This is a genomic window from Paucisalibacillus algeriensis (genome assembly GCF_000577245.1).
Taxonomy (GTDB): Bacteria; Bacillota; Bacilli; order Bacillales; family Amphibacillaceae; genus Ornithinibacillus.
In genome coordinates this window covers 70,285-96,923 of record NZ_CBYO010000006.1, presented here as the reverse complement: position 1 = coordinate 96,923, position 26,639 = coordinate 70,285, and the positions used below count along the sequence as shown (strand labels likewise).

General features: G+C 36.4%; 29 protein-coding genes. 17 read left to right on the top strand and 12 right to left on the bottom strand.

Annotated elements, in window-relative coordinates:
• Positions 1 to 72 precede the first annotated feature (72 nt).
• From TY11_RS04495 to TY11_RS20035, 3 genes are all read left to right on the top strand, one after another.
• Complete coding sequence (locus TY11_RS04495) at positions 73 to 1,320, top strand: hemolysin family protein (protein WP_042143338.1); 1,248 nt, start codon at positions 73 to 75, stop codon at positions 1,318 to 1,320.
• A 1-nt stretch (position 1,321) separates the two neighbouring features.
• Complete coding sequence (locus TY11_RS04490; RefSeq protein ID WP_042143336.1) at positions 1,322 to 1,624, top strand: TFIIB-type zinc ribbon-containing protein; 303 nt, start codon at positions 1,322 to 1,324, stop codon at positions 1,622 to 1,624.
• Positions 1,625 to 1,763: 139 nt separating this feature from the next.
• A complete protein-coding gene (locus tag TY11_RS20035) occupies positions 1,764 to 1,880 on the top strand; it encodes a DUF4023 family protein (protein WP_081755824.1) in 117 nt (38 codons plus the stop codon).
• Between the two features lie 113 nt (positions 1,881 to 1,993).
• Here TY11_RS20035 and TY11_RS04485 read toward each other — a convergent pair whose 3' ends face one another.
• The 4 genes from TY11_RS04485 to TY11_RS04470 all read right to left on the bottom strand — a co-directional run bounded on the left by TY11_RS04485 (position 1,994) and on the right by TY11_RS04470 (position 5,642).
• Complete coding sequence (locus tag TY11_RS04485; protein ID WP_042143431.1) at positions 1,994 to 2,557, bottom strand: NAD(P)H-dependent oxidoreductase; 564 nt, start codon at positions 2,555 to 2,557, stop codon at positions 1,994 to 1,996.
• A 74-nt stretch (positions 2,558 to 2,631) separates the two neighbouring features.
• Complete coding sequence (locus tag TY11_RS04480) at positions 2,632 to 3,186, bottom strand: NADPH-dependent FMN reductase (RefSeq protein WP_042143334.1); 555 nt, start codon at positions 3,184 to 3,186, stop codon at positions 2,632 to 2,634.
• Between the two features lie 342 nt (positions 3,187 to 3,528).
• Positions 3,529 to 5,049 carry a D-alanyl-D-alanine carboxypeptidase/D-alanyl-D-alanine endopeptidase gene (dacB, locus tag TY11_RS04475; RefSeq protein WP_042143333.1) on the bottom strand — a complete coding sequence of 507 codons (1,521 nt, stop codon included), beginning with the start codon at positions 5,047 to 5,049 and terminating at the stop codon, positions 3,529 to 3,531.
• A gap of 119 nt (positions 5,050 to 5,168) precedes the next feature.
• On the bottom strand, positions 5,169 to 5,642 hold the full coding sequence (locus TY11_RS04470; protein WP_042143331.1) for a GyrI-like domain-containing protein: 474 nt from the start codon (positions 5,640 to 5,642) through the stop codon (positions 5,169 to 5,171).
• A gap of 154 nt (positions 5,643 to 5,796) precedes the next feature.
• Here TY11_RS04470 and TY11_RS04465 point away from each other — a divergent pair, with 154 nt between their 5' ends.
• The 4 genes from TY11_RS04465 to TY11_RS04450 all read left to right on the top strand — a co-directional run bounded on the left by TY11_RS04465 (position 5,797) and on the right by TY11_RS04450 (position 8,402).
• The gene (locus tag TY11_RS04465; RefSeq protein ID WP_052345722.1) at positions 5,797 to 6,201 is read left to right on the top strand and encodes a hypothetical protein; all 405 of its coding nucleotides are present in this window, start codon (positions 5,797 to 5,799) and stop codon (positions 6,199 to 6,201) included.
• Positions 6,202 to 6,724: 523 nt separating this feature from the next.
• Positions 6,725 to 7,867 (top strand): glycosyltransferase family 4 protein, encoded by a 1,143-nt coding sequence (locus tag TY11_RS04460; protein WP_042143329.1) that lies wholly within the window; start codon positions 6,725 to 6,727, stop codon positions 7,865 to 7,867.
• 147 nt (positions 7,868 to 8,014) lie between these two features.
• A complete protein-coding gene (locus tag TY11_RS04455; protein WP_042143327.1) occupies positions 8,015 to 8,203 on the top strand; it encodes an H-type small acid-soluble spore protein in 189 nt (62 codons plus the stop codon).
• 19 nt (positions 8,204 to 8,222) lie between these two features.
• A complete protein-coding gene (locus TY11_RS04450; protein WP_042143326.1) occupies positions 8,223 to 8,402 on the top strand; it encodes an H-type small acid-soluble spore protein in 180 nt (59 codons plus the stop codon).
• A 42-nt stretch (positions 8,403 to 8,444) separates the two neighbouring features.
• On the opposite strand, the gene TY11_RS04445 is transcribed toward TY11_RS04450, so the two are convergent.
• Entirely contained in the window at positions 8,445 to 9,008 is a 564-nt protein-coding gene (locus TY11_RS04445) for a YpjP family protein (protein WP_042143325.1), read from the bottom strand.
• Between the two features lie 619 nt (positions 9,009 to 9,627).
• Here TY11_RS04445 and TY11_RS04440 point away from each other — a divergent pair.
• The 4 genes from TY11_RS04440 (at position 9,628) to pstB (ending at position 13,442) form a co-directional block, all read left to right on the top strand.
• Positions 9,628 to 10,638: a PstS family phosphate ABC transporter substrate-binding protein gene (locus TY11_RS04440; RefSeq protein ID WP_042143324.1), complete on the top strand. Its 1,011-nt coding sequence runs from the start codon at positions 9,628 to 9,630 to the stop codon at positions 10,636 to 10,638.
• Positions 10,639 to 10,745: 107 nt separating this feature from the next.
• Positions 10,746 to 11,699 carry a phosphate ABC transporter permease subunit PstC gene (pstC, locus tag TY11_RS04435; protein ID WP_042143323.1) on the top strand — a complete coding sequence of 318 codons (954 nt, stop codon included), beginning with the start codon at positions 10,746 to 10,748 and terminating at the stop codon, positions 11,697 to 11,699.
• 1 nt (position 11,700) lies between these two features.
• Complete coding sequence (pstA, locus tag TY11_RS04430) at positions 11,701 to 12,585, top strand: phosphate ABC transporter permease PstA (protein ID WP_042143321.1); 885 nt, start codon at positions 11,701 to 11,703, stop codon at positions 12,583 to 12,585.
• Positions 12,586 to 12,638: 53 nt separating this feature from the next.
• Positions 12,639 to 13,442: a phosphate ABC transporter ATP-binding protein PstB gene (gene pstB, locus TY11_RS04425; protein ID WP_231495773.1), complete on the top strand. Its 804-nt coding sequence runs from the start codon at positions 12,639 to 12,641 to the stop codon at positions 13,440 to 13,442.
• Between the two features lie 74 nt (positions 13,443 to 13,516).
• Here pstB and TY11_RS04420 read toward each other — a convergent pair whose 3' ends face one another.
• Together TY11_RS04420 and TY11_RS19770 are read right to left on the bottom strand one after the other, a co-directional pair.
• Positions 13,517 to 15,208, bottom strand: a complete 1,692-nt coding sequence (locus TY11_RS04420) for a methyl-accepting chemotaxis protein (RefSeq protein ID WP_052345721.1) — start codon at positions 15,206 to 15,208, stop codon at positions 13,517 to 13,519.
• A gap of 137 nt (positions 15,209 to 15,345) precedes the next feature.
• Positions 15,346 to 17,160: a LysM peptidoglycan-binding domain-containing protein gene (locus TY11_RS19770; protein ID WP_052345720.1), complete on the bottom strand. Its 1,815-nt coding sequence runs from the start codon at positions 17,158 to 17,160 to the stop codon at positions 15,346 to 15,348.
• A gap of 201 nt (positions 17,161 to 17,361) precedes the next feature.
• Between TY11_RS19770 and TY11_RS04410 the strand changes: the two genes are divergently transcribed.
• The 3 genes from TY11_RS04410 to TY11_RS04400 are packed head-to-tail and all read left to right on the top strand — an operon-like array spanning position 17,362 to position 18,413.
• On the top strand, positions 17,362 to 17,724 hold the full coding sequence (locus TY11_RS04410) for a DUF2089 domain-containing protein (RefSeq protein ID WP_042143318.1): 363 nt from the start codon (positions 17,362 to 17,364) through the stop codon (positions 17,722 to 17,724).
• A gap of 11 nt (positions 17,725 to 17,735) precedes the next feature.
• Positions 17,736 to 18,119 (top strand): SHOCT-like domain-containing protein, encoded by a 384-nt coding sequence (locus TY11_RS04405; RefSeq protein WP_042143316.1) that lies wholly within the window; start codon positions 17,736 to 17,738, stop codon positions 18,117 to 18,119.
• Positions 18,120 to 18,128: 9 nt separating this feature from the next.
• Positions 18,129 to 18,413, top strand: a complete 285-nt coding sequence (locus TY11_RS04400; RefSeq protein ID WP_042143314.1) for a hypothetical protein — start codon at positions 18,129 to 18,131, stop codon at positions 18,411 to 18,413.
• 68 nt (positions 18,414 to 18,481) lie between these two features.
• Here TY11_RS04400 and TY11_RS04395 read toward each other — a convergent pair whose 3' ends face one another.
• A complete protein-coding gene (locus tag TY11_RS04395) occupies positions 18,482 to 19,729 on the bottom strand; it encodes an MFS transporter (RefSeq protein WP_042143312.1) in 1,248 nt (415 codons plus the stop codon).
• A 351-nt stretch (positions 19,730 to 20,080) separates the two neighbouring features.
• Between TY11_RS04395 and TY11_RS04390 the strand changes: the two genes are divergently transcribed.
• From TY11_RS04390 to TY11_RS04380, 3 genes are all read left to right on the top strand, one after another.
• Complete coding sequence (locus tag TY11_RS04390; RefSeq protein WP_042143309.1) at positions 20,081 to 20,623, top strand: PadR family transcriptional regulator; 543 nt, start codon at positions 20,081 to 20,083, stop codon at positions 20,621 to 20,623.
• 12 nt (positions 20,624 to 20,635) lie between these two features.
• Positions 20,636 to 21,121: a DUF4188 domain-containing protein gene (locus tag TY11_RS04385; protein ID WP_042143307.1), complete on the top strand. Its 486-nt coding sequence runs from the start codon at positions 20,636 to 20,638 to the stop codon at positions 21,119 to 21,121.
• 171 nt (positions 21,122 to 21,292) lie between these two features.
• Complete coding sequence (locus tag TY11_RS04380) at positions 21,293 to 21,907, top strand: PH domain-containing protein (RefSeq protein WP_042143305.1); 615 nt, start codon at positions 21,293 to 21,295, stop codon at positions 21,905 to 21,907.
• A gap of 309 nt (positions 21,908 to 22,216) precedes the next feature.
• Here the strand turns inward: TY11_RS04380 and TY11_RS04375 are convergent, their stop codons facing one another.
• Genes TY11_RS04375 through TY11_RS04360 form a run of 4 tightly spaced genes read right to left on the bottom strand, consistent with a single transcriptional unit; the run spans position 22,217 to position 26,529 of the window.
• A complete protein-coding gene (locus TY11_RS04375) occupies positions 22,217 to 22,717 on the bottom strand; it encodes a PadR family transcriptional regulator (protein WP_042143301.1) in 501 nt (166 codons plus the stop codon).
• 12 nt (positions 22,718 to 22,729) lie between these two features.
• The gene (locus tag TY11_RS04370; protein WP_042143299.1) at positions 22,730 to 25,198 is read right to left on the bottom strand and encodes an ABC transporter permease; all 2,469 of its coding nucleotides are present in this window, start codon (positions 25,196 to 25,198) and stop codon (positions 22,730 to 22,732) included.
• The gene (locus TY11_RS04365) at positions 25,167 to 25,880 is read right to left on the bottom strand and encodes an ABC transporter ATP-binding protein (protein WP_042143297.1); all 714 of its coding nucleotides are present in this window, start codon (positions 25,878 to 25,880) and stop codon (positions 25,167 to 25,169) included. Before TY11_RS04365 ends, TY11_RS04370 begins: the two co-directional genes overlap by 32 nt.
• Entirely contained in the window at positions 25,873 to 26,529 is a 657-nt protein-coding gene (locus tag TY11_RS04360; protein WP_042143420.1) for a hypothetical protein, read from the bottom strand. The genes TY11_RS04365 and TY11_RS04360 overlap by 8 nt, the downstream gene beginning before the upstream one ends.
• Positions 26,530 to 26,639: the final 110 nt, after the last annotated feature.

The window sequence follows — 26,639 nt, the reverse complement described above, 5'->3', positions numbered from 1 at the left end:
TTCTAAATATTTTAAAGTAAAAGTAACCATTTAATATCAAGGATTGTAGATTTTTTAAGGGGGAACTATCTAGTGATCATTGCGATCATCATATTATTGTTTGTATCGTTTTTCTTTTCAGGAAGTGAGACTGCTCTTACAGCTGCAAATAAGATGAAGCTACAAACAAAAGCAAGTAACAATGATAAAAAGTCTGAAAAATTATTGGATTTGGTATCCAAACCAAGTGAGTTTATTACAGCTATTTTAATTGGGAACAATATTGCAAACATACTCTTACCGACGCTTGTGACGATGGTCGCATTAGAGTATGGAATGAATGTTGCTATAGCATCTGCTATCTTGACGATAACCATTATTGTGTTCTCTGAGGTATTACCAAAATCTATTGCAGCTGCTTTTTCGGATAAAATTGCATATATTGTATATCCAGTAATTCGATTTTTTACCATTCTCTTTAAGCCATTAACACTTCTGTTAAATGGCATGACAGGATTCATTATCAAAGTATTATCAAAGAATAATGAAGATAACATATCTATATCAAAAGAAGATTTAAGAACGATGGTAGATATTGCGGGTACAGAGGGTACCTTTAAACGTGAAGAGTCTTTCCGAATCAAAGGTGTTCTTGACTTCCAAGATTTAAATGTGAAGGATGTTTTGAAAACACCACGTATTGATATTGTGGCTGTACCACATGATGCTACTTATGAGGAAGTCCGGGATATAGTTATTCAAAATCAATATACGAGATATCCTGTTTATGATGGGGAAATTGATAATATTATAGGTGTCTTTCATTCGAAATATTTATTAAGCTGGTCGATTGAGCCGGAGAAAAGACTAGAGGAATATTGTGATTTAGATCCAATGGTGTTCTTCGAATTTCATTCGATTGAAATGGTCTTTCGACAAATGACGAGGGATCGTAAACACCTGGCAATTGTACTTGATGAATATGGTGGTACGGAAGGAATCCTGACGCATGAGGACATCATTGAGGCTATGATTGGCTTGGAAATTGAAGATGAGATGGATTTAGAAAGTGAAAAGCTTGTTGAAAAATTAACCGACACGGAAATTATTTGTGATGGAAAAATTACACTTCATCGCTTGAACTCGATATTTAATACCGATATACCAGAGGAAGAAGACGTTCTTTCAGGTTATCTCTTAACGGAATTTAATCAATTCCCACAGCAAGGCGATGTACTGGAAAAGGATAACCTTCATTTTAAAATATTAGAAGTAGATGGAAGAACATTAAAACAAATACAAATCGTAAAAGAAGATCTAGTCGAAGTGGAGGAAGGATAATATGAATTGTCCAGTTTGTGATAATGTTAGGATGAGGGAAGTTCAAAAAGAGAATGTCTTAATTGATGTTTGTCCGAACTGTAAAGGTGTATGGTTGGATCGCGGTGAGTTAGAGAAAATAACTGCTGGTTTAAAAGAAGAACAAAAGTATTATGAAGAAACATTTGATTCCTATGAACGCGAATTTCGTGAACGACCAGATTATAAAAAGGATTATCATAAGGGATATGACCCAAAGTATGGTCCATACGGTTATAAGAAAAAGAAGAAAAAAACAGTGCTTGATTTGCTAGATCTATTTTAATACAGAAAAAGCTCTTTGTGAAAACAGAGGGCTTTTTTTGTTGCGTTAGATTCGTTTAGAGGCCTTATGGGATTATCTCACGCATATTTCCATTGTTTAGGGAAATACTAAGTTAAAAATGATAAAGGAGGAATAGACTGTGGAAGATACGTCTACCTTTGTAGCGAGGTTTAATGAACGAAAAAGAAAAGATGAACAAAACAGAAAGAAGCAAGGTGGAGGAAATAAAGCAAATCTACCTAGTAAACGTCATTAGTTTTATCTAAGCTACATCATTTGGATATTCAAAAGTGGTTGAAAAGAAGAATACCTTAACCAAAAAAAGTGCCAGACACCACCTGTGTCTGGCACTTAAAACAATCTGTCTATTTAACGTACTGTTTTAAGAGCACGGCTCCATGAAGTAACTTGATCTAACATTCCGTTAGCATTGTCAGCATGGTAGTCAGCTGGTTTGAATTCGGAGAAGTTTTCAAAATCAGCCATTAGTGAGAATGTAACAGCAGTACGTACGTCAGCTACTTGAAGTTCACCAAGGATTAGACGTAGGTTTTCGTGTGCACGAGTACCACCAAGACTTCCATACCCAACAAAGCCAGCAGCTTTGTTATTCAATTCAGGGTTTAGGTAATCTAGAGCATTTTTCAAGGCGCCACCGATAGCGTGGTTGTACTCTGGAGTTACGAATACATAACCATCAAATGAGGCCATTTTTTCAGACCAAGCTTTAGCAGCTGCTTGAGCTTCTTCTGTTTGAGATGCTTTAGAACCTAGAAAAGCAAGGTCGTAATCAGCAAGATCTACTAGCTCATATTCTACACCATCATCATTACGATTCTTTGCAAAGTTTAACGTCCAGTCAGCAACAGCAGCACCATTACGTCCTTCACGTACACTTCCTTGTACAACTGCAATTCTTAAAGTTTCAGCCATGGTTTCTACCTCTTTCTTTTTTGATTTTCCAAATAATTTATCAAATAATCCCATAGTATATTCCTCTATCCTTCTTAACGAACTGTTTTTAAAGCACGGCTCCATGCAGTAACTTGATCTAACATTCCGTTAGCATTATCTGCATGGTAATCAGCTGGTTTGAATACGGAGAAGTTTTCAAAGTCAGCCATTAGTGAGAATGTAACAGCAGTACGAACGTCTGCCACTTGAAGTTCACCTAAGATTAGACGTAGGTTTTCATGTGCACGAGTACCACCAAGGCTTCCGTATCCTACAAAACCAGCAGCTTTGTTGTTTAATTCAGGGTTTAAGTAATCTAAAGCATTTTTCAATGCACCACCAATTGTGTGGTTATATTCTGGAGTTACAAATACATAACCATCAAATGAAGCCATTTTTTCAGACCAAGCTTTAGCTGCAGCTTGAGCTTCCTCAGCTTGAGATGCTTTTGAGCCTAAGAAAGCAAGATCGTAATCAGCAAGATCTACTAGCTCATATTCTACTCCTTCATCATTACGATTGTTTGCGAAGTCTAACATCCAGTCTGCAACTGCAGCACCGTTACGTCCCTCACGTACACTTCCTTGTACAATACCAATTCTTAACATAATTATTTCCTCCTCTGAGTTGTGTTTATTAGCCGAATTAAAGATAAGATAATTCATAATGTTTCGAAATAGTTTATCTTTAATTCAATATATTTGAATTCAACGTTACTAATCTTATCATGACTTTTAAGCAATTGCAACTATTTATTATTAAGTTACAAAAAGTAATTATAGAACAGAGAAAAAACTACCCTACATTCATAAATTCGCTGGAAATGAGTAGCGGATAGTTTTAATAAATATGAACATAAAGCTATTTTTTGATGAGAGAAATTCATACACGGTTAACCTAAACAAAGAAACTACCTATTATCGTTTATCACCATAATAGGTAGCCCCAATTTAAAATTCAAAATTAGCTAATTCAGTTGCAATGGCATCTTCTATTCCCCGTATAGCTGTAGAAGACCCTATATAATTATTAACCATAATAGAGAAGATTAGTTTTTGACTGTCTTTAGATGTAACATAACCAGATAAGCTAGATACTCCAGTTAATGACCCTGTTTTGGCCATTACATTATTAGCTGCGGGTCCGTCTGTCATCCGGTAACGCAAAGTTCCGCCAGCCAATCGCTCAGAATTACCGGCAACTGGTAAGGAATTCTCAAATGCAGGGTACCACTCTTCATCTTGCACTTCAAAAAGTAATTGTGAAAGTTCGTTTGCCGGAATCAAGTTTTTGTGGGACATTCCAGAACCATCACGAAGAAGAATGGTATTTCCGTTAACGCCAAATTGGGTGACAATCTCTTCCATAACGTCTAGACCTTTATCCCAGCTACCTTCATCATACATTACTCTGCCCATTTCTTTAGCAAGTGTTTCGCCATGGCCATTGTTACTTAGTTTCATGAATGGAACTAGTAGCTCTTCTAATGTCATAGACTCCTTAGATGTAAGAACAGTTGCATTTGTTGGGGTGGCTTCAGGTGGATCTGTGGCTTTCGGATTTCTATTTAATTTAATCCCATGCTCCTCTAAGGACTTTTTGAAAACATCTACTGCGTAACCTGTTGGTTCCCAAATCGATACCCAAGATCTTGCATTAGATCCTTCTAAAGGAATAACTCCATCTATAACAATATTATTAGAACCATGCTCTCTTTCAATTGAAATTGCTCTGCTATGGTCTGTATTAACTGTGGATGCATTATTTATAATGTTGACATAGTCCGTTTGAGGTGTAAGTTTTACTATTGGCTTATCACCAACTTCTTTTCCAGGGTACACCTCAACGATGATAGTTGCTGCATCATAATCTTCATTTGGTGAGAGGGTTAGTGCTGAAACTTGTGCTCCTGTGTAGAATGGTTCGTCTGACCAGTTTAGGTCCTGCGAGAGGCGGATATCATCATACCATGTGTCATCCCCAATTAAATTACCCTGTATATTTTTAATACCTTTAGCTTTTAAATCAGCAGCAAATTGGTCTAAATCCTCCTTTAATAAAGTCGGATCCCCCTTACCGCGTAAATAAAGATTACCTAGAAGCACATCTCCTCTAATTCTGCCGTCTGTTAACACTTCTGTATTAAAACGATAGTCAGGTCCTAAAGTTTCTAGTGCTGCTACTGTTGTAAGTATTTTCATGTTGGATGCAGGGTGTAGCCGGTGGTCACCATAGTAAGAGTATAAAACTTCTCCTGAATCCGCATTTCGAATACTTACACCGGTTGTCGCCCCGTTAAGTGCATTGTTATTTAATATTTGATTTAGTTTATCTGCTAATGATTCTTCTTGGGTGGTTTCATCTGAGGCATTTACTAATGGTGATTGATGATGTGCTACAAGAGGTACAGTCATCAGGATAACTAACAAGAAAGCCAAAAGTCCTCTCTTCCAAATCTTTGACGTATCCATTTTTTCACTCCCTAATCCATTTTTTACAATTATATGAAATTAATAAATAGCTTATCCTAGGTCAAAAGTATCTATTACATTATTTTCATTGGAAGAGAAGGTTTAGAACAATAATCTGTTTAGCGTGGCTTATTAATTGCAACACAGATATCTACATTCGATTCCTCTTGCTCATTCCAAACCTCCATGTCAAAACCTAATGGGATACAGCGGTTTTTTTGTATCCAATTATTATATAGGTAATCATACGTCTTATAAATATCTGAGCGGGAACCGTTGTGTTTACAATTAACATACATATTTTCTTCAATCGTGTAAAGTTCTGTGTGCTCTGGACCATTTTCAGTATTTTCTACTTCATAACCGATAAGTAAACTGTCTTTATGATGAAAAGGATTAAATTGCTCCATCATTGGATAGATTTGAATGACTAAAACATCATCCCTCACTTTATTGGGTATTTTTTCAGAAATAGCCTTTAACTGGGATACGGTGTTTTTGATAACGTGTTGTTCTTTAGTCTTATCATAATTTGGTGGAAGGCGAAATCCAATTAGTTTAAATGAACTTTTCCTTATTATTTTTGGCCCCAAACTAAATACACCTCCATAATTTTATCCACCATTTTATTCAAGATATTCTAAAAAATGCTTCTAAACTGCTTCCATTGTATGTCCATTTTTTTAGGAATGAAGTTATCTCCCCGTACATAGGAATGAATATACGTATTAATTGGAGGGGAGAACCGTGGGTAAAGTCTTATCGATAACGGAAGAGGAAATGAAGCGGTATGTAGAATTAAATATGTATAAAAAAGAAATAGAACAAGAAATGAATGAATTAAAAAAGAGATTTCACGAGGCTTTGGATTTATCATTTGGGAAACAGAATAAGGGGGAAATCAGGCAAGGTAATTATAAATTACAACGCCAAATACGTTCCGCAGTTAGTTACGATGATGCAGGAACCGTTAAACAATTAGAGCAACTCAATCTGAAAGAGTTTATTATTGAAACGAAAATTCCAGATACAGAAAAATTAGAGTCTGCGTTAAATTTAGGACTTGTAGAAGAAGAAGATTTTAAAGAATATAAAAAAGTAAGAGTAACACAATCCATTATTGTGAAAGAAACATTTTCAAGTATGAAATAAATAGATGAAACTAGCTGGATTATAAACTGGCTAGTTTTTTTTTGACTAAATTTACAGAAAATTCACCTTCAATTAGCAATTACTTAATCTTTCTTCCTTATAATTAGGTTAAAGTACCTTTCTGGTGGGGGTGGGAGAATGAAGTTCCTTCTCAAAGTATGTGTCAGTCTAACTGCAGTATTAATTTATTTGACCTACTAAACATACGAAGTTGGTAGAAAGGTTAAATACTTTTATCACTTGCATAGGTTAGGTTGTAAATCCTTCAACTATTTAAACCAATTCTTTATTTACAAACTTCTAAATGCTTTCTTCCGTAAAATTACCTTTCTTATGTACCTGTCCTATGTGTTATTTAAATTCCGATTGGTTCACGTTACTATTTCACATGTTTATCTTGGATTACATTACTCATCTGATATTATTATTGGTTAGCTTACTGGGTTCTAGCTCTGGTATTATCTGTATCCATTTATTAACCGGTGGATATGTTCTCTTAATACTCACCATGGAGGGACTATAGATGAAAATAGTAATTTTTACTGATACATTTGCACCGGATGTCAATGGGGTAGCAAAGACATTAAAACGCTTTACAGATTATTTAAAGGACAGAGGTTTTGAATATAGGGTTTTTGCACCGAAAAGTTCTAGTCAGAGTCTTTATTCTAGTGACATTCATCGATTTAAAAGCCTCCCATTTTTCTTATATCCTGCATGTAGGCTTGCGCTTCCCAATATGTATCATGTGAAAGAGGAATTGATACAATTTCAGCCAGATATTATTCATGTTGCAACCCCATTTAATGTAGGGTTATGTGGTTTACATTATGCTAAAAAGTTAGATATCCCACTAGTAGGTTCTTATCATACAGACTTTGATAAGTACTTGGGATATTATGATCTTCAATTTTTAACGAAAGTGCTTTGGCGTTATATGCGGTGGTTTCATCGTCCAATGCGTAAGGTTTTTGTTCCCTCCATAGACACAATGGAGCATTTGCAGAAGCATGGATTTATGGATTTGGATATATGGCCAAGAGGAATAGATTGTACTACTTTCCACCCTAACTTTAACCCAAACGATATACGGGAAAAGTATCACATAAAAGAAAAGCATATACTGTTATATGTAGGTCGCATCGCACCAGAAAAGGATGTAATGCTTATCCCCTCTATTCATAATCAACTACCAGAGAATCTGAAGGAGAAAGTGCATTGGTTAGTAGTGGGGGATGGACCTAATCAGGAGGAATTAAGAAAACTAGCGCCGAATAATATGACCTTTACCGGATTCTTATCAGGTCAGGAATTAGCCCATGTATATGCTGCTGCGGATCTATTTGTTTTTCCTTCTTCGACAGAAACATTTGGAAATGTCGTATTGGAGTCACTTGCAAGTGGTACACCAGTCGTATGTGCAAATGCGGGAGGCGTTCGATCCATTATAAAGGACCAAGTAACAGGAATATTATGTGAAAAAAATAATAGTGAAGAGTTTGCAAAAGTAATTGTCTCGCTTATATATAATGAGTCAAAGCGGAAAGAAATGGGAGTGAACGGTAGGAACTATGCTTTAACACAGTCCTGGGATAGTATATTCCATGTGCTTATTAAAAAGTATCAATCCTCCATTGAGGAAAAGAAAATTAGTGTATTGGCGTGAATATATCTAGATGTCATGACACTCTTTATAAGGTATATTTGGATTTGGAAATTTGTATCAAATCATCCCTTTTTAACCTCGTATAGTACATTATTATTTGCTAAAAATAATTGTACTATGAGGGGAAGTAGAAGGAGAGAAGAAAAAATGGATATACAGCGTGCAGAGAAGATAGTTGATTCAGAGGTATTTGTAAATGTTAATTATCATGGCATCCCTGTTTATATTCAGGAGGTCAAGGGGGAGACTGCCAAAGTATTTCCCTTGGATGCAATTCATCATGAACAAGAAGTTGATTTAGATGGATTGAACGAATCTGGTCCAATATCGTTATAAATAATGGAGGGTTATGGAAATGCATCGTATGAGAGCTGAAGAGATTTCACAGTCACCAGAGATGAAACAAGTTACTTACAATGGTAGGCAAGTATATATCCAACAAGTAAATGAAAATAATACTGCTAGAATTTTTCCACTTGATGATCCTCAAAATGAATTTGATGTTCAACTTACAAACTTATATGAACAGCTATAAAAAAACCTCCATTCCTGGAGGTTTTTCTTGTAATAATATGGATTAGGACATCCATTTTGGTGGTGTGTTTTTATCCCAATAAATCTCGCCCAATGTATGATGCGTTTCAAATTTGTCATCTTTTAGATGATAATGGAAGTTAAACCAATACCCTTCTAGTGGTCTGTTATCACGTCTTACGTGAAACTTTGCAATATCTTCCTTTGTTAATTCATTAAAGATATTAAAAATTCGTTCTCCATATCCATTAGATGGTTGTTCTGTAATAGAAATAAAAGAAGTATCTTCATTTTCAAGAATGGTTGCTAGTGCTTGTTCAATTTTGGGTAAAATAATCTGGTTAAATTCCACTTCGACTTTCTCAGAAATTTTTGGACCAAACTTTGTTAGGCTTTGCTGTTTTGCTTTTTCCGTAAAGGTACTTATAACATCGATGTCTTCTATTTCATCAGAGACAACTTCAACGTCAATTTCACTATGATTATGATCTTTTGGAGAAACAACCTCGTTACTTTCCTCATCGGCAATTAAATAAGTAGGTGTGTATAAACCAAAAGTCAATATAGCAATTAATGCAACGGCTATTTTTCTCATCCACAAGTTCATAGCAATTTCCCCTTTTAATCTCTTATTTAAATTTTATCACGATTTTAAAAGTTGTCTACTATATTCGCGGATTCCATGGTGAATTAGGAATTTAGTCTTATTTTAAGAAAAGAATGTCTTTCTAAAAGGCAGTTTTCGAAATGATTGTTGCTTTTGTTTTCATGGTTGATAGAAACAGTGCGTAACTAGAGATTTATGGTTGAGCAACATACCCGCTAAGGAAATACACTCCGTAGCGTTACTAGAAGACGCAGGTGCATCTTTTGCGGGGTCTTCGGACACGTGATATTTCCGCAGGAGTCTCTTTATTCTACCTGTGCTAGTGTTAACTTTCATAAAAAGGGTACGTGTTTAGCTTGAATACCTTAAACTAGCGGAGTGTATTTCCGGAGCGGGTTAGATGCTGTAACAGTAATCATAAGAACCACATAGTTTCTATCAACTATATAATTAACAACAATTCTTTCAGAAAACAGCCTTCTAAATAGAATAATAAATTTACAAACCCTTTACATTTACTCCATATCTACTTAACATTCGTCCCCTATACTTAGGTTTGTAAGAGGGAAATACAAACCCTCTAAAAACATAAATTGCACTTTGGGGAGGACAATTTTAGATGAAATTCAAAAAGTATTTAATGTTTCTATTTGTAGCAGCTTTAGCAATAATGCTTGTTGCATGTGGGGATAGCGAAGAAGACAACAATTCTGGGGATAACGCTTCAGACAACGAAGCTTCAGAAAACACAGATAGCGGAAGTGAATCAGAAGGTGCTTCTGAAGAATTAGAAGGTAGCGTAGTAATTGATGGATCTGGTACTGTATTTCCACTAATGTCTAAATTAGCTGAAAATTATATGCTTGATGTACAACCAAATGTCTCTGTAGAAGTAAGCCGCGCTGGAACTTCTGCAGGTTTTGAAAAATTCTTGCAAGAAAATGGTACAGACTTTAACGATGCATCACGTTTAATTAAAGATGAAGAAAAAGCGAAAGCAGAAGAGCTTGGAATTGACGTAAAAGAATTAAAAGTTGCTTTAGATGGTTTAACAATTGTTACACATCCAGAAAATGATTGGGCAACTGAATTAACTACTGATCAAGTAAAAGGAATCTTCCTTGGCGAATACACTAATTGGTCTGATGTTAATGCTGATTGGCCAAATGAAAAAATCCAAACGTACGGTCCAAACGAAAATCATGGAACTTATGAATTCTTCTATGAAAATATTTTGGAAGAACAAGATTTAGTTGGTGATATCAATCTTCAACAAGACTACTCAACTCTAGTTACACTAGTTTCTGAAGATGTAAATGCAATTGGTTTCTTCGGATTTGGATACTATGATAGCAATAAAGAGAAAGTTAACGCTGTAGGAATTGACTTTGGTGAAGGTGCAGTAGTTCCATCACTAGACACAATTGCTGAAGATGGAGATTATGCAGGATTTACTCGTCCGGTATTCACTTACTTGAACGTAAACAATGCAAAAGAAAAAGCACAAGTTCTTGACTATGCAATCTATGTAATGGAAAGTGCTAATGACGTAGCTGGCGAGACTGGGTTTGCTCCAATTCCAGAAGAAGAAGCTCAAACCTTAGTTGAGGAATTAAAAGCACTTCAATAATTAAATAGACTAACATAGAAAGATTTTCTCACAGAATATCATAAGATGAGGGCACAAATATGCTCTCATCTTATTGACTTTACGATTTGGAAGGAGAGCTGCGTAAAATGGCAGCAAACAACAAATTTGAAAATACCTCCATCGATGTAAAGGAAATGATCGCCAAAAACAAACAAGGAAAAAGTTTATCTAGTCTAACGGAAAAACTGATTCCAGTAGTACTATTTTTATTTGCGATCATTACTGTCTTTACAACTGTTGGAATTGTGATGACACTATTATTTGAGACAATTGAATTTTTTAAACTCGTTCCCATTTGGGACTTCTTTACAGGGACTGTACTAAAACCAATGAGTCAAAACCCTGAGTTTGGTGTATTGCCGTTGTTAAATGGAACGATTATATCATCGGCAATTGCTATGCTAGTAGCGGGTCCTATTGGTTTAATGGCTGCAATCTATTTAAGTGAATATGCATCTGACCGAGTTAGAAGAGTATTAAAACCGATGCTAGAAATTCTAGCTGGGATTCCGACAATCGTTTATGGATTCTTTGCTTTTACCTTTGTGACTCCACTTATTCGTTCCATCTGGCCAGATGTTGCAGCGACTAATATATTAAGTCCTGGTATTGTAATGGGAATCATGATTATCCCGATGATTGCTTCTCTTTCTGAGGATGCTATGAGTTCTGTTCCAAACGCAATGCGTGAAGGTGCATTAGGGCTAGGTGCTACAAAGTTAGAAACAACGTTTAAGGTGGTTATCCCAGCTGCTCTTTCAGGAATTATCGCGTCCTTTGTACTGGGAATTTCACGTGCCATTGGAGAAACGATGATTGTTACAATTGCAAGTGGTAGCTCGAAAAACTTTACCTTTGATATTACACAATCTATGCAGACGATGACGGCTTACATTGTAGAAGTATCTGGCGGGGAAGCTGCAGCCGGAACAACGATTTATTATAGCCTGTATGCTGTTGCAATGACGTTATTTGTATTCACATTATTAATGAATCTACTTGCAAGATATGTCTCTCGTAAATTTAGGGAGGAATACTAAAATGAAGTATTTAAATGCAGAACAAGTAACAAAGCGCATGGATGGAAGAATTGCCAAAAATAATATATTAAAAGTTTTGTTCTTACTAGCAACTCTCTTTGGACTTATTGTATTAGCTATATTAATCTATCGAGTGGTAGTGGATAGTATTGGTTGGATTGATTGGAACTTTCTAACGGGTAGACAATCTACTGATGCTGAACGTGCAGGAATCATGGGTGCACTGCTAGGAACATTATGGATGATGTTAGTCGTAGCACCAGTTACACTGATCCTCGGTATTGGGACGGCAATTTATCTTGAGTTGTATGCCAAAAAAGGTCGTCTGCAATCCATTATTCAAACTAATATAGCTAATTTAGCAGGTGTACCATCAATTGTATATGGGATTTTAGGACTAACCATATTTGTTCGGGCGATGGAAATGGGGAATATTATCTTAGCTGGTGGTTTAACCCTATCTCTATTAATTCTTCCTATCGTAATTGTTGCAGCTCAAGAAGCAATACGTGCCGTACCGGGGTTTTTAAGTGAAGCTTCTTATGGTATGGGAGCAACAAAATGGCAAACGATTAAGAACGTAATTTTACCAGCTGCCTTACCGGGTATGTTAACAGGAGCGATCTTAGCGCTCTCACGCGCCATTGGAGAAACAGCGCCACTAACTGTAATCGGAATCCCTGCGTTAATTATTCCTTTCCCAGAGGGAATCTTTGATAAATTTACAGCCCTTCCGATGCAAATTTATTACTGGACTATTGATTCATCATTAGTAGCCGAATATGCAAATCTTGCTGCAGGTACAATTATAGTTCTACTGATATTGTTATTTGTATTGAATTCAGCTGCAATATTTATCCGTAATAAATTCCAACAACGTTTCTAAGCGAAGGAGGATGAATAACTTTGAGTCTTTTAACAGTTAAGGAGAATATAGGTATGGTAAACAATAGTAATACAGATATGGCATCCCTAGTACAAGCGAATAAAAATATTGTTTTTGATACAAAGGATTTAAACCTTTGGTATGGTGAGACACATGCTTTAAAGGATATTAATCTAAAAATTAATGAAAAAGAAGTAACGGCAATTATTGGTCCTTCTGGATGTGGAAAATCCACCTATTTAAAAACATTAAATCGCATGGTAGAATTAGTTCCAACTGTGCGAACAACTGGTGAGATAACCTATAAAGGACAAAGTATTTTAGATAAATCCTTTAAAGTTGAGAATCTTAGAACCCGTGTAGGAATGGTTTTCCAAAAGCCAAATCCATTTCCAAAGTCCATTTACGATAACATTGCTTATGGTCCGAGAATTCATGGGATTCGCAACAAGAAGATACTGGATGAAATTGTTGAGAAAAGTCTACGTGGCGCTTACATTTGGGACGAAGTAAAGGATCGATTAAAGGAAAATGCTTATGGTTTATCTGGTGGACAGCAACAACGTTTATGTATTGCCCGAACATTAGCGATTGAACCTGATGTTATTTTAATGGATGAACCTACTTCGGCATTGGATCCAAAATCAACCCTTAAGATTGAGGATTTAGTTCAGGAATTGAAAAAAGACTATTCCATTATTATCGTAACGCATAATATGCAACAAGCTGCTCGGATATCAGATCGTACTGCTTTCTTCCTGAATGGAGAAGTAGTAGAGTTTGATGTTACGGATACTATTTTTACAAAGCCAACGGATAATCGTACGGAAGATTATATTTCTGGTCGCTTTGGTTAAACTATATATTGAATTTTCATCTTCCCCCCCTTGATGAATATAAAAAAAGACTGGCATTTAGCCAGTCTTTTGTTTTATGTTTTATATTGTTTGGTGCTTTCTAATAGTGATTTTGATATATTGGTAAGCTTTATTCCAACCTCATGTGTATGTTCCATTTGCTTCACTTGACTTTCACTACTAGCTAACATCTCCTCGGCACTAGCTAGTGTTTCCTGGGATACGGATAAGAATCCAACTGTCTCTCTTTCAAGTGGAGGGAGGAGTTGTTCTAGTAATTTCAGGTCATCTTGTAACCGTTCCAGTTCGGTGCTAACTTCAAATATTTCTTGCATCATCTCATTGATGGATAGTTTCGATTCACTTGATTTAGTTAATGTCGTTTTTGTTTTGGTAAGCATCTGCTCGAATTCTTTTGTTGCGGTATTTGTAATCGTGTCCATATTTGTAATGGATTCTGTTATTTGTTCTGCTGCACTAGATGATTGTTCAGCAAGTTTACCAACCTCGCTTGCGACTACTGCAAATCCTTTTCCAGCATCCCCTGCTCTTGCAGCTTCAATCGACGCGTTTAACGATAGGAGCTTTGTTTGATCTGCTATACCTTGAATTAATCCAACCAGCTGACTTATGGAATTAGAATAGGTTTGAACATGATGAATGGTTGAAGTTAGATGGTCGAAGTCTTGATTAAATGTATCCACGGTATTAATAAGTTCTGATATATTTTTTTCACCGTGCTTTGCTGAGATGTCCATGTCACGTGCATTCGAGAAAATAGTCTCCATGCTACTAATCATCTTTTCAATTTTTTGCTTTATGGATTGGAAGGATTCCGAGCTTCCTTCAGAACTACTTGCAGTTTGTTCGGCACCATTTTTGACCGCGATGATGGCCTCTATAAGGTCCTGGCTCGATGCAAGTGTCCCTTCAGATGATTGTTGTAGCTCACTTCCAGTTTGTTCAAGATGGGTGGTTGTATCATTAATTTGATTTAGCATAGACCTCATATATGTAACCATCGCATGATAGCTTTTTACTAATGAGGATATTTCAGGTATTGTTGTTTTAATTGTAAAGGTGTCCTCTTGCAAGTTTCCATTACGAACATTCTTCATCTTTTCCCTAAGCAAACTTAATGGGTTCGTAATACCGCGAACGAAAAGAAGAACGGTGATGGTTGCAATTAAAATACTAACAATAATAATACCAATCATGAAATAAGCCATTTGATTGATACTCCCCATATAGCTAGAGGTTTGTACCATTACAACATAAGTTCCATTTATTTCATCCATCTCAACAAAGCTCACTGTATAATCTTCCCCGTTAACGGATTGATGAATGGTCCCGTGTTCCTTTTCTTGAATGGCTGAGATTAGGGATGCTGGTATTTCTAATAAGGTTTCTTCACTAATTTTAAACGGTACTACATTATTCTCAGTTATGTAAAAATAATCGGATTTCATTCCATCGCTATCAAGCTTAACCTTTTGAGAACGTACACTGATTTCAAGTTGTTGCCAGAAGTAATCTTCATCACTAACATACGTGAATTTTAAATTGCTAGCGAGATCACTTGTTAGATCTACTTCACTTAATAGTCTTTTTTCAATAGCCTCCATTGTAGTATTCCTAGCTATGGAGTAGGAGCTTATTCCAACTGCAATAACAGAAATTGTTAATAAGGAAAGGAATATGATTAACAATCTTTTTCTGAGACTAATTCCTTTTCTGTCACTAGTTTTTTTCTTCTTGTTGTTCAATTTTATCCCCCACACAAACCAAAATTATATATAGTAAATTATACCAATGTAATGTAAAGCCAGTGTTAAGTTAATGTGAAGAATATAGTGCTTTTGACATAGGAAAAGGGAGGTGTGGATTTTACCTCCCTAGAACTTTATAGAAATCTAACGGTCGAACCAATTACATTAATATGTTTTCTATCTGCCCATAAGATGAAGGATTGGTATGTGTCTTCACCAATAGTAATTGGATTAGGGTAACGAATGATTAATGCCGCTTGATTGTTCATTTCTGGTGGCTGGTCAGAAGAAGGGTATATGAAACAGGCTTCTTGGTTCTGAATTAATGTGGGGTTGATATGTGGATCAGAGCCATAGGGCATTAACATATGGTTTGCTTCATTCTGGCAAACAATGTCAATGGAAGCTGGTGATGATATCGCAGCTAATTGAAAAAATCCGTTGGTTCCTTCGTATCGCTCCGGAGTGATTTGCTCCCAGTGTGATGGATACTGAAATTGAACGCGAAACTGGTTATTTCGATATGTTGCTAGCGTTTCTTTAGGTGATATTGGTGCCCATTTTATGGCCATAATGTTAGGTTGAGTTACTAATTTTCTTGTTACTTGGCTTCTTATATCCGTTACCCAAAGTTCACTAGCGAATGATTCGGTTGTACAACCAGATAGATAAGCTATCTTTGCACCGTTTGGTGACCAATCAACAGGGGTAGAGAAGCAGTTTGAAATGGCGATTGTCTGTTCATTAACCCCCTGATAGTTGGCAATTCTTATAAATGAAAAATATCCTAGTTCTTCTAGCACTGTAGCACTAAAGGCAATGGACGAGGAATCATTAGACCAGGTTGGAAAGTAGTTCTTCGCTAATGGTCCTCCCTCAACCTCGAATATATTTCCAGTTACTAAATCGATAATATGAATAATGGAGATGCTAACCCCTGGTGTCGTATAGAGAATGTACCGGCCATTTGGGGAGAGGCGGACATTATTATATCTTCCACCTGTGTTTGCGGTGATTTGCGTAAGTCCAGTACCAGTAGCTTGAACACGGTATAGTTGACTAAACCCATTCTCATCTGTTGCCTGAAAAAGTAATTGATTGCCAGTTGGGAACCATTGCACATCCGTAGCTTCTGATTGGTTAATTATTTGTGCACGGTGCGTATTAATATTATAAAGCATAATTTGGTTTTGTTTTGCGTAGGCGAGGGTTTGACTGTCAGCCGACCAATCTAGGTAGGCACCTAACCCCTCAGCTAGCTGATCTATTTGTGCAACTGAACCTGTTGAAATATTAATGATATAAATAATGTTGTTCCTGCCCACAAACGCGATCTTTTCACGGTTTGGTGACCAATATGGGACAGAGGAAGATTCTCCTAATCCATTTGTAAGTTTATGTGTATTCCCATTTGCTAGATCGTAAAGCCAGATATCGAAACCTTCTACTTGCCCAGCGGTGTAGGCAATCATCCCATCTTCACCAAGAGGAGCATATGGAATCATGAGCCGCATTCCAGGGTAAATCACGGTAGAAGATAGGTTGTTGGTAGAGCGAATAACATCTGTGTTCACTCTTCCAGCGGTCATCACATTATAGCGTAAGCCGATTTGGTACAATGTGTCACCAGGCTGCACCATGTAGAATGGAAGACCAGGTGGAATTACTAAAAGTTGATTTGGAAAAATGGTGTATGGTGCTTTTAAGTTATTTGCTTGAATAATGACTGAAGTTGGAATTCTAAATTGAAGAGCTATGTTATAAAGTGTATCCCCTATTTTAACCCTATAGCGATTTATTCCAGGTGGGATGGATAGTTGTTGCCCAATGAATATGGTATCAGGGGATGTGATGTTATTTGCTGCAATGAGGGCTTTAGTTGCAATCCCAAAGCGATTAGCTATAGCACCCAATGTATCCCCTGACTGTATGGTATAGAATGTTTGCATAGGATCCCTCCAATAAAGCACTTTTATATAAGATATTCACCTAGGAGTAGTATGTTCAGAATATCTGTTGATTGAATATTTTAATCGGATAGTTGAATTAATTAATATTTTTTAGATAAAATATTAATTATCTTAATACGTTATTTACAATATGTGTATAATGATATATAATAATACCAAAATAAGGAAAGGAAACCATTTATGACCCACACTTTATTAACCCGTTGTCCTGTTTGTAGCGATACACTAACCATTACAAAGCTTCAATGTAACCACTGCAATACAGTTATTGAAAATGAATTTGAACTTCCTAAGTTCCATTTACTTTCAAAGGAGCAGCTTCAATTTATTGAAACCTTCCTAGTTTGTAGAGGAAACATAAAGGAAGTGGAGAAGGAGCTAGGAATATCCTATCCAACAGTAAGAGGCAAATTGAGTGACATCGTGCAAGCGCTTGGACATGATTCTAACGACAAAACCACCATGGATGAACGTAAGATTGTTGGGATGCTAGAACGGGGAGAAATAACAGCAGATGAAGCGATTAAAATGTTAAAAGAATAAGGGGGATAAACATGAAAGACGAAGTTGCAAGGATATTAAGTATGATGGAGCAAGGGAAAATTGATGCTGATAAAGCTGCCGAATTGATTTCTTTATTAAAGGAAAAGGAAGGCCCATCAAAAAAGGTAAGCTCATCCAACTATATGGATAAGACATTGAAAATTCGTATTCAATCACATGATAATGACAATGTAAATGTTAATTTGCCTATTAGACTGTGCCATGCAGTGCTTAAAGCTGGTCATGGGATTGCGGCTAGTTTACCAGATTCAAAGAAGTATGTGCAGGATCTAGATGTAGACTTAATCTTGGAGGCAATTGACCAAAAGGTAGAAGGACAAATTGTTGATATAACTTCAGGTGATGGTGACAAAGTTGCGATATTCATTGAGTAGGGTAAAAGTATGGTAAAGATAAAGGTAAAATCTGATCGTAAATTTACAATTCTTGTACCTTACTTTGCATTAAATTTTGCAACTACTATCATGCTAACAAACTTTGTTTGGAAGAAAATAACTAAATCCGACCATTACTCCAATGAATTAACACCAATTAGTAAATCTCCAATCAACAATAAACTATTAAAACCTCTTCTTAAGATAGCTATCAAAGAAGCAAAATACCATCGAGGAACAACCATATTAGAAGTAAAGAGTTCACAAGGTGAAGAAATAACAATTAGATTATGAGTAGAAGGGGACAGTCCCTCACCAATTTAGCGCGTTAAAGTGGTGAGGGACTGTCCCCTTTATATATTTTAATCATCGGTTGACTTTAATCGGCGGAAAACAATAAAGAAATATAAGGATCCCACTAAATATAAACCTGCTGTAATGGAGAAGACATGTGCATATCCCCAATAAGCTCCATATACCATAACAATGGATGTAGATACTGGTCCCATTAGTGCCCAACCGAGCTGGAACACCATCTGGTTAATGGAGTTTGCTAGCCCTTTCACAGAGTCATCTACTTTAGACATCATTAAAGAAGATTGAATTGGATTTCCGGCATTCATAAGTGCTTGTCGGAAGAGAAATCCGAGACTTGCAAGGAGTAGATTTTCGGTATAGGCAGTCAGTAATAAGAATGGTAGGGATGAAAGCTGTAAGTAAACAACGGCCCGCACCTCGCCAACCTTTTTCACGACTAATGGTCCAATAAACATGGCAACAGTAGTCGCTGCTTGCCCTAAGGATATGATTAATCCAATGACCGAATTAGAAGCAGCAAATCGATCGGCAAAATAAAGATTTAAATATGGAATAACAAGCCCACTACCAAAACCGATGATTAATTGAGATATAGCAAATAGTATAATGATTTTAAACCCTGTTCTATTACTCCGAAAGAATTCCTGAAAGGGAATCTTCTCACTCTTATCCAGTTTTTGCTTTGGTCTTTCCACCATTTTTAGAATGGGGAAAAACGCTAGAACATAAAAAATACTACCAATAATCAAGGTAATCCGGATACTACTTAATTCTGTAGTAAATAACGTGAAGAAATCTGTTAAGGTACCACCTAGTAAACTACCAATAACATTAGCCGCTGTCATGATGGCAGAGTGTAAGCTAAATAGATGAACACGCTGCTTCGGATTAGAATTTTCAGCTAACCATGGTATGGAGGAGACCTGTAGGAATGCTGTGAATATACCTGTTGCAAAACCAGTTAGTAATAGAAGTGTTTGTGCCTCTACAATACTCCGTAAAAATAATATAAGTCCCGTTAATACAACACCAAAGATCATCACGCGTTTTCTACCGAGTTTATCACTCATAATCCCTGCAGGTACTAGAATGATAGCTGTTGCAAGTGCAGTTAGCGCAATAACTTGACCATTAACCTCATGGCTGAGTCCTATTTCTTGAATGTAAATATTGTACATGACCATAAACATTCCCATCCCAATTTGGGAAAAAATGTTGGCCCATATTGCTAGTTTAATATTTTGATTATATGTCCTAAGCTGCGAAGACCATTCTTGGAAGAATAAAGCCATTGTTGTCTCGCCCTTCCTTTTTGTCTAGCTACAGCGCCTGGGGACTTGCGAGATCAACTAAAACTGTTACTTTGCGTAACAACGTTGACCCACCTGGCATGGCCAGGCGCAAATGTCTTCGGTTGGGCGAGTGATCGCAGTCCCTGTCCGTAGTCCCTAACCAGGCACTTCTGCTTATAAAACTTATTTCGTGTCCCTAAGTAATATACAATCAATCGGGGTAAAAGTAAATGGAAATATTCCGTTTTAATGATAAAAATTTTTTAAAATTTTCAAAAAATCATTTGAAATCACTAGTCTATTTTGGTACGATATATCATAAAGATATATATCAAAAAGATAGGTGCAAACATGAAAAAGACAAATCAAACCAGATATGCAATATTAGGGATACTTACCACAGGATGCAGAACAGGTTATCAAATTAAACAAATGATCGATAATAGTTTGAACCACTTCTGGAAAATTAGCTATGGTCAAATTTATCCTACATTAAAACAGTTGGTGGAGGAGGGATTAGCAACAGTTGAAGACTCCATCCAAGAAGGAAAACCAGATAAAAAGGAATACTTTCTTACGGTAAAAGGAGAAGAAGAGTTGAGGAATTGGTTACAGTTTCCTTTAGAAGACATACCGGTGAATAAAAATGAAGTGTTGTTGAAGCTTTTCTTTGGTCGTCATCAAGATAATGATACTACGGTTGAATTCTTACAAAATTACCATGAGATATTACAAAAGAGATATGACACATATGAAGGTATTGAATCCACTATTCGAATGCATTCTCTGGATAGTGCAGATGCGCAATATTGGCTGTTCACTTTGGATTATGGGAAGCGGATAACAACTGCTGAAATTGGATGGTGTAAAGATACGATTGCTAAATTATCATAAGGGGGTATAAAGATGGGAAAACAATTGTTTCCAGGGCGCTACACAACAGACAATGACGAGGATATTGTAGTATTTTTAATCGGAATGCGGATTAATAAGAGATTGGCATTTGGAAAGTGGCTACCGGTGTTTAAGGCAATGCCGCCAATGATTCGAGAACTGTATGAGCATAAGGAAGAATTGGGATTTCTTTCAATGGAAAGTTTTTTTGGATTGAGAACCACATTAATGATTACTTATTGGAGGTCGACAGAGGATTTGTTGGCTTATGCAAAGGGACCAAGACACTTAACGGCATGGAGGGAATTTAATAAGAAGATAGGCGATAATGAAGCAGTTGGAATTTACCACGAAACCTATTCTGTTCCAAAAGGCAATTATGAAGCCGTTTTTGGAAATATGCCTTTGTACGGGTTAGCTAAAGCGAGGAATCATCGTTTAATAACTCCAGATATTAGAACAGCTAGAAAACGGCTTTCTGGAGTGCGAAAAGCATAATGCAGATGCTTTCAATTCATAGACGTTGGAAGGGAAAACAACAGGGGTATTGTGATGAAATATGTCGATGGAAGATGGCTTGGAATAGGCATAAAGTCCCCTTTCGCACATACAATAATGTGGTAACATGGTAGTGAACTTAGATACATATTGGTAGGAGAGGGGATTATTATGTTAAAGAAACTTGCTTCTGACGCATTAGGTTTATCAGACATTGGCAAAATTATTGGCCCTGAGGATTATGACAAAACAGATTCTGATGATTATGTTAGACATGAGGATAATGAGAAGATTTATTTCTTGATTAAAACAAAGTCTGATGAATATTGCTTTACTAACTTGGCATTAATCCATGTGGATGGAGAAAATGCAGTATCATCCAAACGAGTGCTAAAAAGATATTCTTATTCGCAAAATAAAATATCTAATGTTTTACTTGAAACAGCAGGTAAAGTGGACCTTGATATAGAAATCAAATTTACAATTGGAAATGTTGGCATTTCCATTGATGTTGACAAAAAGGAAATTAATCGTCTAAATGATCTGTACAAAGCACTACTGTATATCGCTGAATTAACTCATGAAAACAATACCATTCAGGAAGTGGCACAACAAAGTCTTGATAAAGCAGTGGCGGTGCTTCATAATTCTAGAACAAATGACACCCAACTTTCAGATCAGTATAAACAACTTACTGAATATGGCTTCTCGTGGTTAACATCCATCCGTGAACAATACCACAAGAAAGACTTTGGGGATGTGTTTGAGAAATATATCAATAATTAATAAGATTAGAGGTTGAGACATAACTAAAAGTTAAAAGGGAGAATCCGAATGGTTTAATACATTAGCTCCAGAAATATACGGAGACTCCTGTAGGCTCACCAGCCGCCCACGGCAAGGTAGACACTGCGATGGTTCTTTCAAGCAGATGTCGCCCCTGTGCTGGAAGTAAAAGCGGAGTATATTTCCGGAGCGGGTCTGATGCGCCAATCCCAATAGTTTGGTTTTTCTTTAGACTTTAATACTTTTGTCCCAGCCTCATTTTAGTCTAAATTCCTAATGATATTATATCCGAGAATGACACCATACAACCTAATTACTTTCCACTATCATATCCAACCACTTAATATCTGCTTCTAGATGAAGCAGGGCCCCTTCTATTAACATTTTCATCGTTTTATTATCGGATAAGGTCATTTGTTTCCGTAATTGTGTTAGATGCAGAATATCCTTCAGCATGGTTTCCTTTTGATTCCTGATCATACTTAGCTTATTTTCAAATGATACATGACTTGCACAAAGGAACTTAAAGTAAAATTCATCCTTAAATAAGGATCTTCCAACTGGCTTTTCTAACCAATCCCATAGCTCCTCTTTCCCTACTTGGGTAATGGTATATAGCTTCCGGTCCTTCTTGTCATGGCCCGGTGATTCTACTAATAGATCTCGTTCCAAACGGTCAAGAGTTGTATATACTTGACCAGCATTTAATGGCCACATTCCTTGAACTAATTCTTCAAACTCTGTTTTTAATTCATAGCCGTGTCTTGGTTTTTCGTATAATAAGGCAAGTAATGAATGTTTTACGGACATGTTGATCCCCACTTACTCATAATTTATCGCTTCTTTGATTGATATACGTGATGCGGAATTACTTGGTAGCCATGAAGCAAGAAGTGTAAACAGAATGCCACCCGCTATAGCTATTAGTAAACTAATCCAAGGTATGATAAAGCTAAGTAATCCTCCAGCATCCGCTGAAATTGAATTTAGGTAAATAACCAAAATTCCATACACTGTTCCAACGAGTACACCAGCAATACCAATGAATAAACCTTCCGCCATAATCATAAATTGGACCTGTCGTTTTGTAAAACCTATTGCTCGCATTGTGCCAATTTCCTTCACTCGTTCCATCGTATTCATAAATAAGGTATTGCTAATACCAATTGCCGAAATAGCAATGATTAACAATAATAAGCCTTGCATTAATTCATCCATACCTTCTAATGCACTCGTCGATTGTTCTATATTGACAGTAATTGGATTTGCACCTATTATTGTTTCGCCAAAACTGTTCCATAGTACAAAAAGTACATTGGAAATTGTATCCTCATCATCTACATCGATCATTAGATGGAAGTTATGGGGCCAATTTAACTCGCTTCTTATATTACTCTCCTCCATAAAGGCGACGTAATTGGAATAATGGGAGGTTTGAACACTCCCTTTTACATAAAATCTTTGCTCACCTGCTGGGGTATTTAAGGATAGAACATCACCAACTGAACCACCCCATTCCATTAGAGCGCGCTCCCCAACATAGAGAGAGGGAAATTCACTATTTTCTTTCGATTCATTTACTAATTCAAACGTATCAGCACTATTTAAATCCGTAAAAGACATGATAGAAAATTCCCTTAAGTCCCCGGACTTCGTATTCCAAGTAACATTAGGGACTTCTATAAAAGGATTTACTCCGCTTACACCTTCTATCCCCTTGGCAACATCTAAATCGGAATCTGTCCATGGCGTTTCTTTCTCAACTATGATATCTCCACCAAAAGTTTCCCGAATTTCTTCCTCCATGCCTTCAGGTAAAGATGCTAATGCTGCACTCATAAACAGGGCCAAGCTTACACCAATTGCAAGCATTGCTGCAGTACTTGCATTTCTTCTCTCAAATTGTTTGATAGACCGAAGCGCTTGTTTTCCAGAAAATCCGAAGAAGAATGTTAATATCGCACCGATAATGTTTTGAATAACTCGCATCCATAATGGAAACAACAGGACAAGTCCAACGAATAAAAGTAAAAATGCCCATACATTATCAATTAATCCAATACCAGTACAAATAATACCTAGTAGAACTCTAACTATATTTAATTTGTTCAGACTAGAATATGTTGTATTTTTTTCGAACATCGCTTCTAAAATCGGAATTTTTCCCGCCTTATATAATGGCACAATAGCTGCTAGAAATGGGAACAGGATTCCTACAATCCCAGAAATAATTAACGGCTCTATTATTACAACATCATAGATAATATTTTGAGAGGTAATCGCTGTTATTAATATATCTTGAACGTATATTCCAAGCATAAGTCCAATACCTAAACCAAAAATTGTTCCAATCACAGCCAGAAATCCAATTTCTCGAACCACAAGACGAATGACATTTCCGCTTGTATATCCAAGGCTCTTCATAATAGCTATTTCTCTTTTTCTTTCTATAATACTCGTATGGACCATATTAAAGGCAATAAAAGCACTAATGAAGATGGACAGGATGGCAATGAGGTCAAACACATAATATACTCCTTCTACATCATTATGTTGTTGACTGTCCACAACAATAGGTTGAACAAATAAATTAGACCCAGCTAACTCAGACTGATAAGTTTTTAACACTTCTTCTTCATCTGTAACTTGATTTACATTAAATCTAAAATTAGATATTTGATTTTCCATATCAGTCCATTTCTGCAGAGTGTCCAATGGAACCATCACTTGAAAATCCCGAAATAAGGCAGCATCCAACGTTTTCGGACTAGTTAACATTGCCCCTTCATGTACAATAGCCGTGATTTCTAACGTCCCCATGTTCAGAAAAGAAACACTATCGCCAACTTCTTTTCCTAAAAGAATTGCTGCATTTTCCGTTATAATAAGCCCTTCTTTTGCTACATCGCCTTCTTTAACGGGTAATTCGATTAAATCATTATTATAATCAGAAACCCCTGTAAAACGAACGGAGGCTTGTTGTGGAAGTTCTGTTTCCATTTCCAGAAAACCTTTTTGAACTAATAGTGCAGCTCCTTCTTCTACTTCTTCTTTTTTATTTAGCCACTCTAATTCGTTCTCTGCAAAGTAGCCTTCATTACTTTGCACCCAAAAGTCAGCATCACCTGCATATAACCGTTCTTGTTCATCCATTAAATTAGAAAATGTATCCTTGGCAATAAACATACTTGTCATAACCGCTACACCTAAGACAATGGCAACAAGCGTGAAAAAGAAGCGCTTTTTATGTCGGGTTACATTACGCCATGAAACGAGCAAGGAATTTAGCATAATCATCATCCTCTCTTTTCACTTCTGCTTCAATGACACCATCTTTAAATAAAATAATCCGGTCAGCATATCCAGCTGCAAACATATCATGGGTTACCATGACGATGGTTTGTTTCTGTTCGTGATGAAACTTTGCTAATAAGTCCAAAATATCACTGGAGCGTTGTCTGTCTAAATTCCCTGTTGGCTCATCAGCGAGAAGGAGTTTAGGCTTGTGAATTAGTGCTCTTGCCATTGCCACTCGTTGTTGCTGTCCGCCACTTAATTCATGAGGGAATCTTTTTTCATAACCCACTAAATCCACAGCTTCTAATAACTGTTGAACATCTTCATGAGATGCTTTTCTCCCATCCGCATGTAAGGGGAAAATGATATTTTCATAGACTGTTAGTGTTGGTAATAATTGATAATTTTGAAATACTAATCCAATTTCTTTTCGACGTATTAGAGTACGCTCTTTTTCCTTTTTGGAAGTTAGCTCCGAACCATTTAATGAAATAATTCCAGAAGTAGGAGTATCTAACCCACCTAATAAATGGAGCAGAGTTGTTTTACCAGAACCACTTGGCCCAATAATACAAACGAATTCCCCTTCTTCTATTGTAAGATCTACTCCCTTTAAAATAGGCACTACTTCTTTTCCAGTTTTGTAATCCTTTTTTAAACCCACTACATTAATCATGCAATTCACCTCTTTGTTTTGATGGAAAAATGGTATAAGACCATGAATAAATAAAATCAATAATAAAAACTAATCCCCAAACAAGCGAAATTCCATATATAAAATCATTAGGATATGGAGTTTCGTGAAAGTTTTCAGTTCCAATCCAAGTTAAATCGGTTAAATAATTCAGAGCTTGATCGAGTCCACTTAGGCCATAGGCCCAAAAAATCCCTTGAGCTATCACAAATACCAGCAAATGGATAATTGAACTATATCGATATCTTTTTGCTATATATCTAGGATCCCTTTGCTGCTTCATCAGGTATCTATCTTTTTCTGTCAATAAATCAATCCCACGCCAATTCCCGATTCTTAATCGCATCCAACGATCAAGCTTTTTAAAATCACTAATTCCAAATGTGCAAGCATAGATGATAAAAATAATAATCACAATTTGGAAAGTTGATATCTCTCCTGTTTCCCGATAGATGAAAAGTGCTAGTGTAGCTTCTAACATGAGCAATATCAAAAACAAAAGGATGAATATAAGACTTAGCTTACGTTTACTGAAAAAATAGCGCACTACACCAAATAACAATAATGTACCAAGTGATAAAACCTCTGCAAAAATAAAGATTTCCCATTGATACTCCACTATAAAATTCATTCCAAACATCCACCTCCTTATATACTGAGTACATATACTGAGTATATATATACTCAGTATATGTGTCAACAGGGAAATTTAAAGAAAGGAATTGTAGTAATAACAATCAA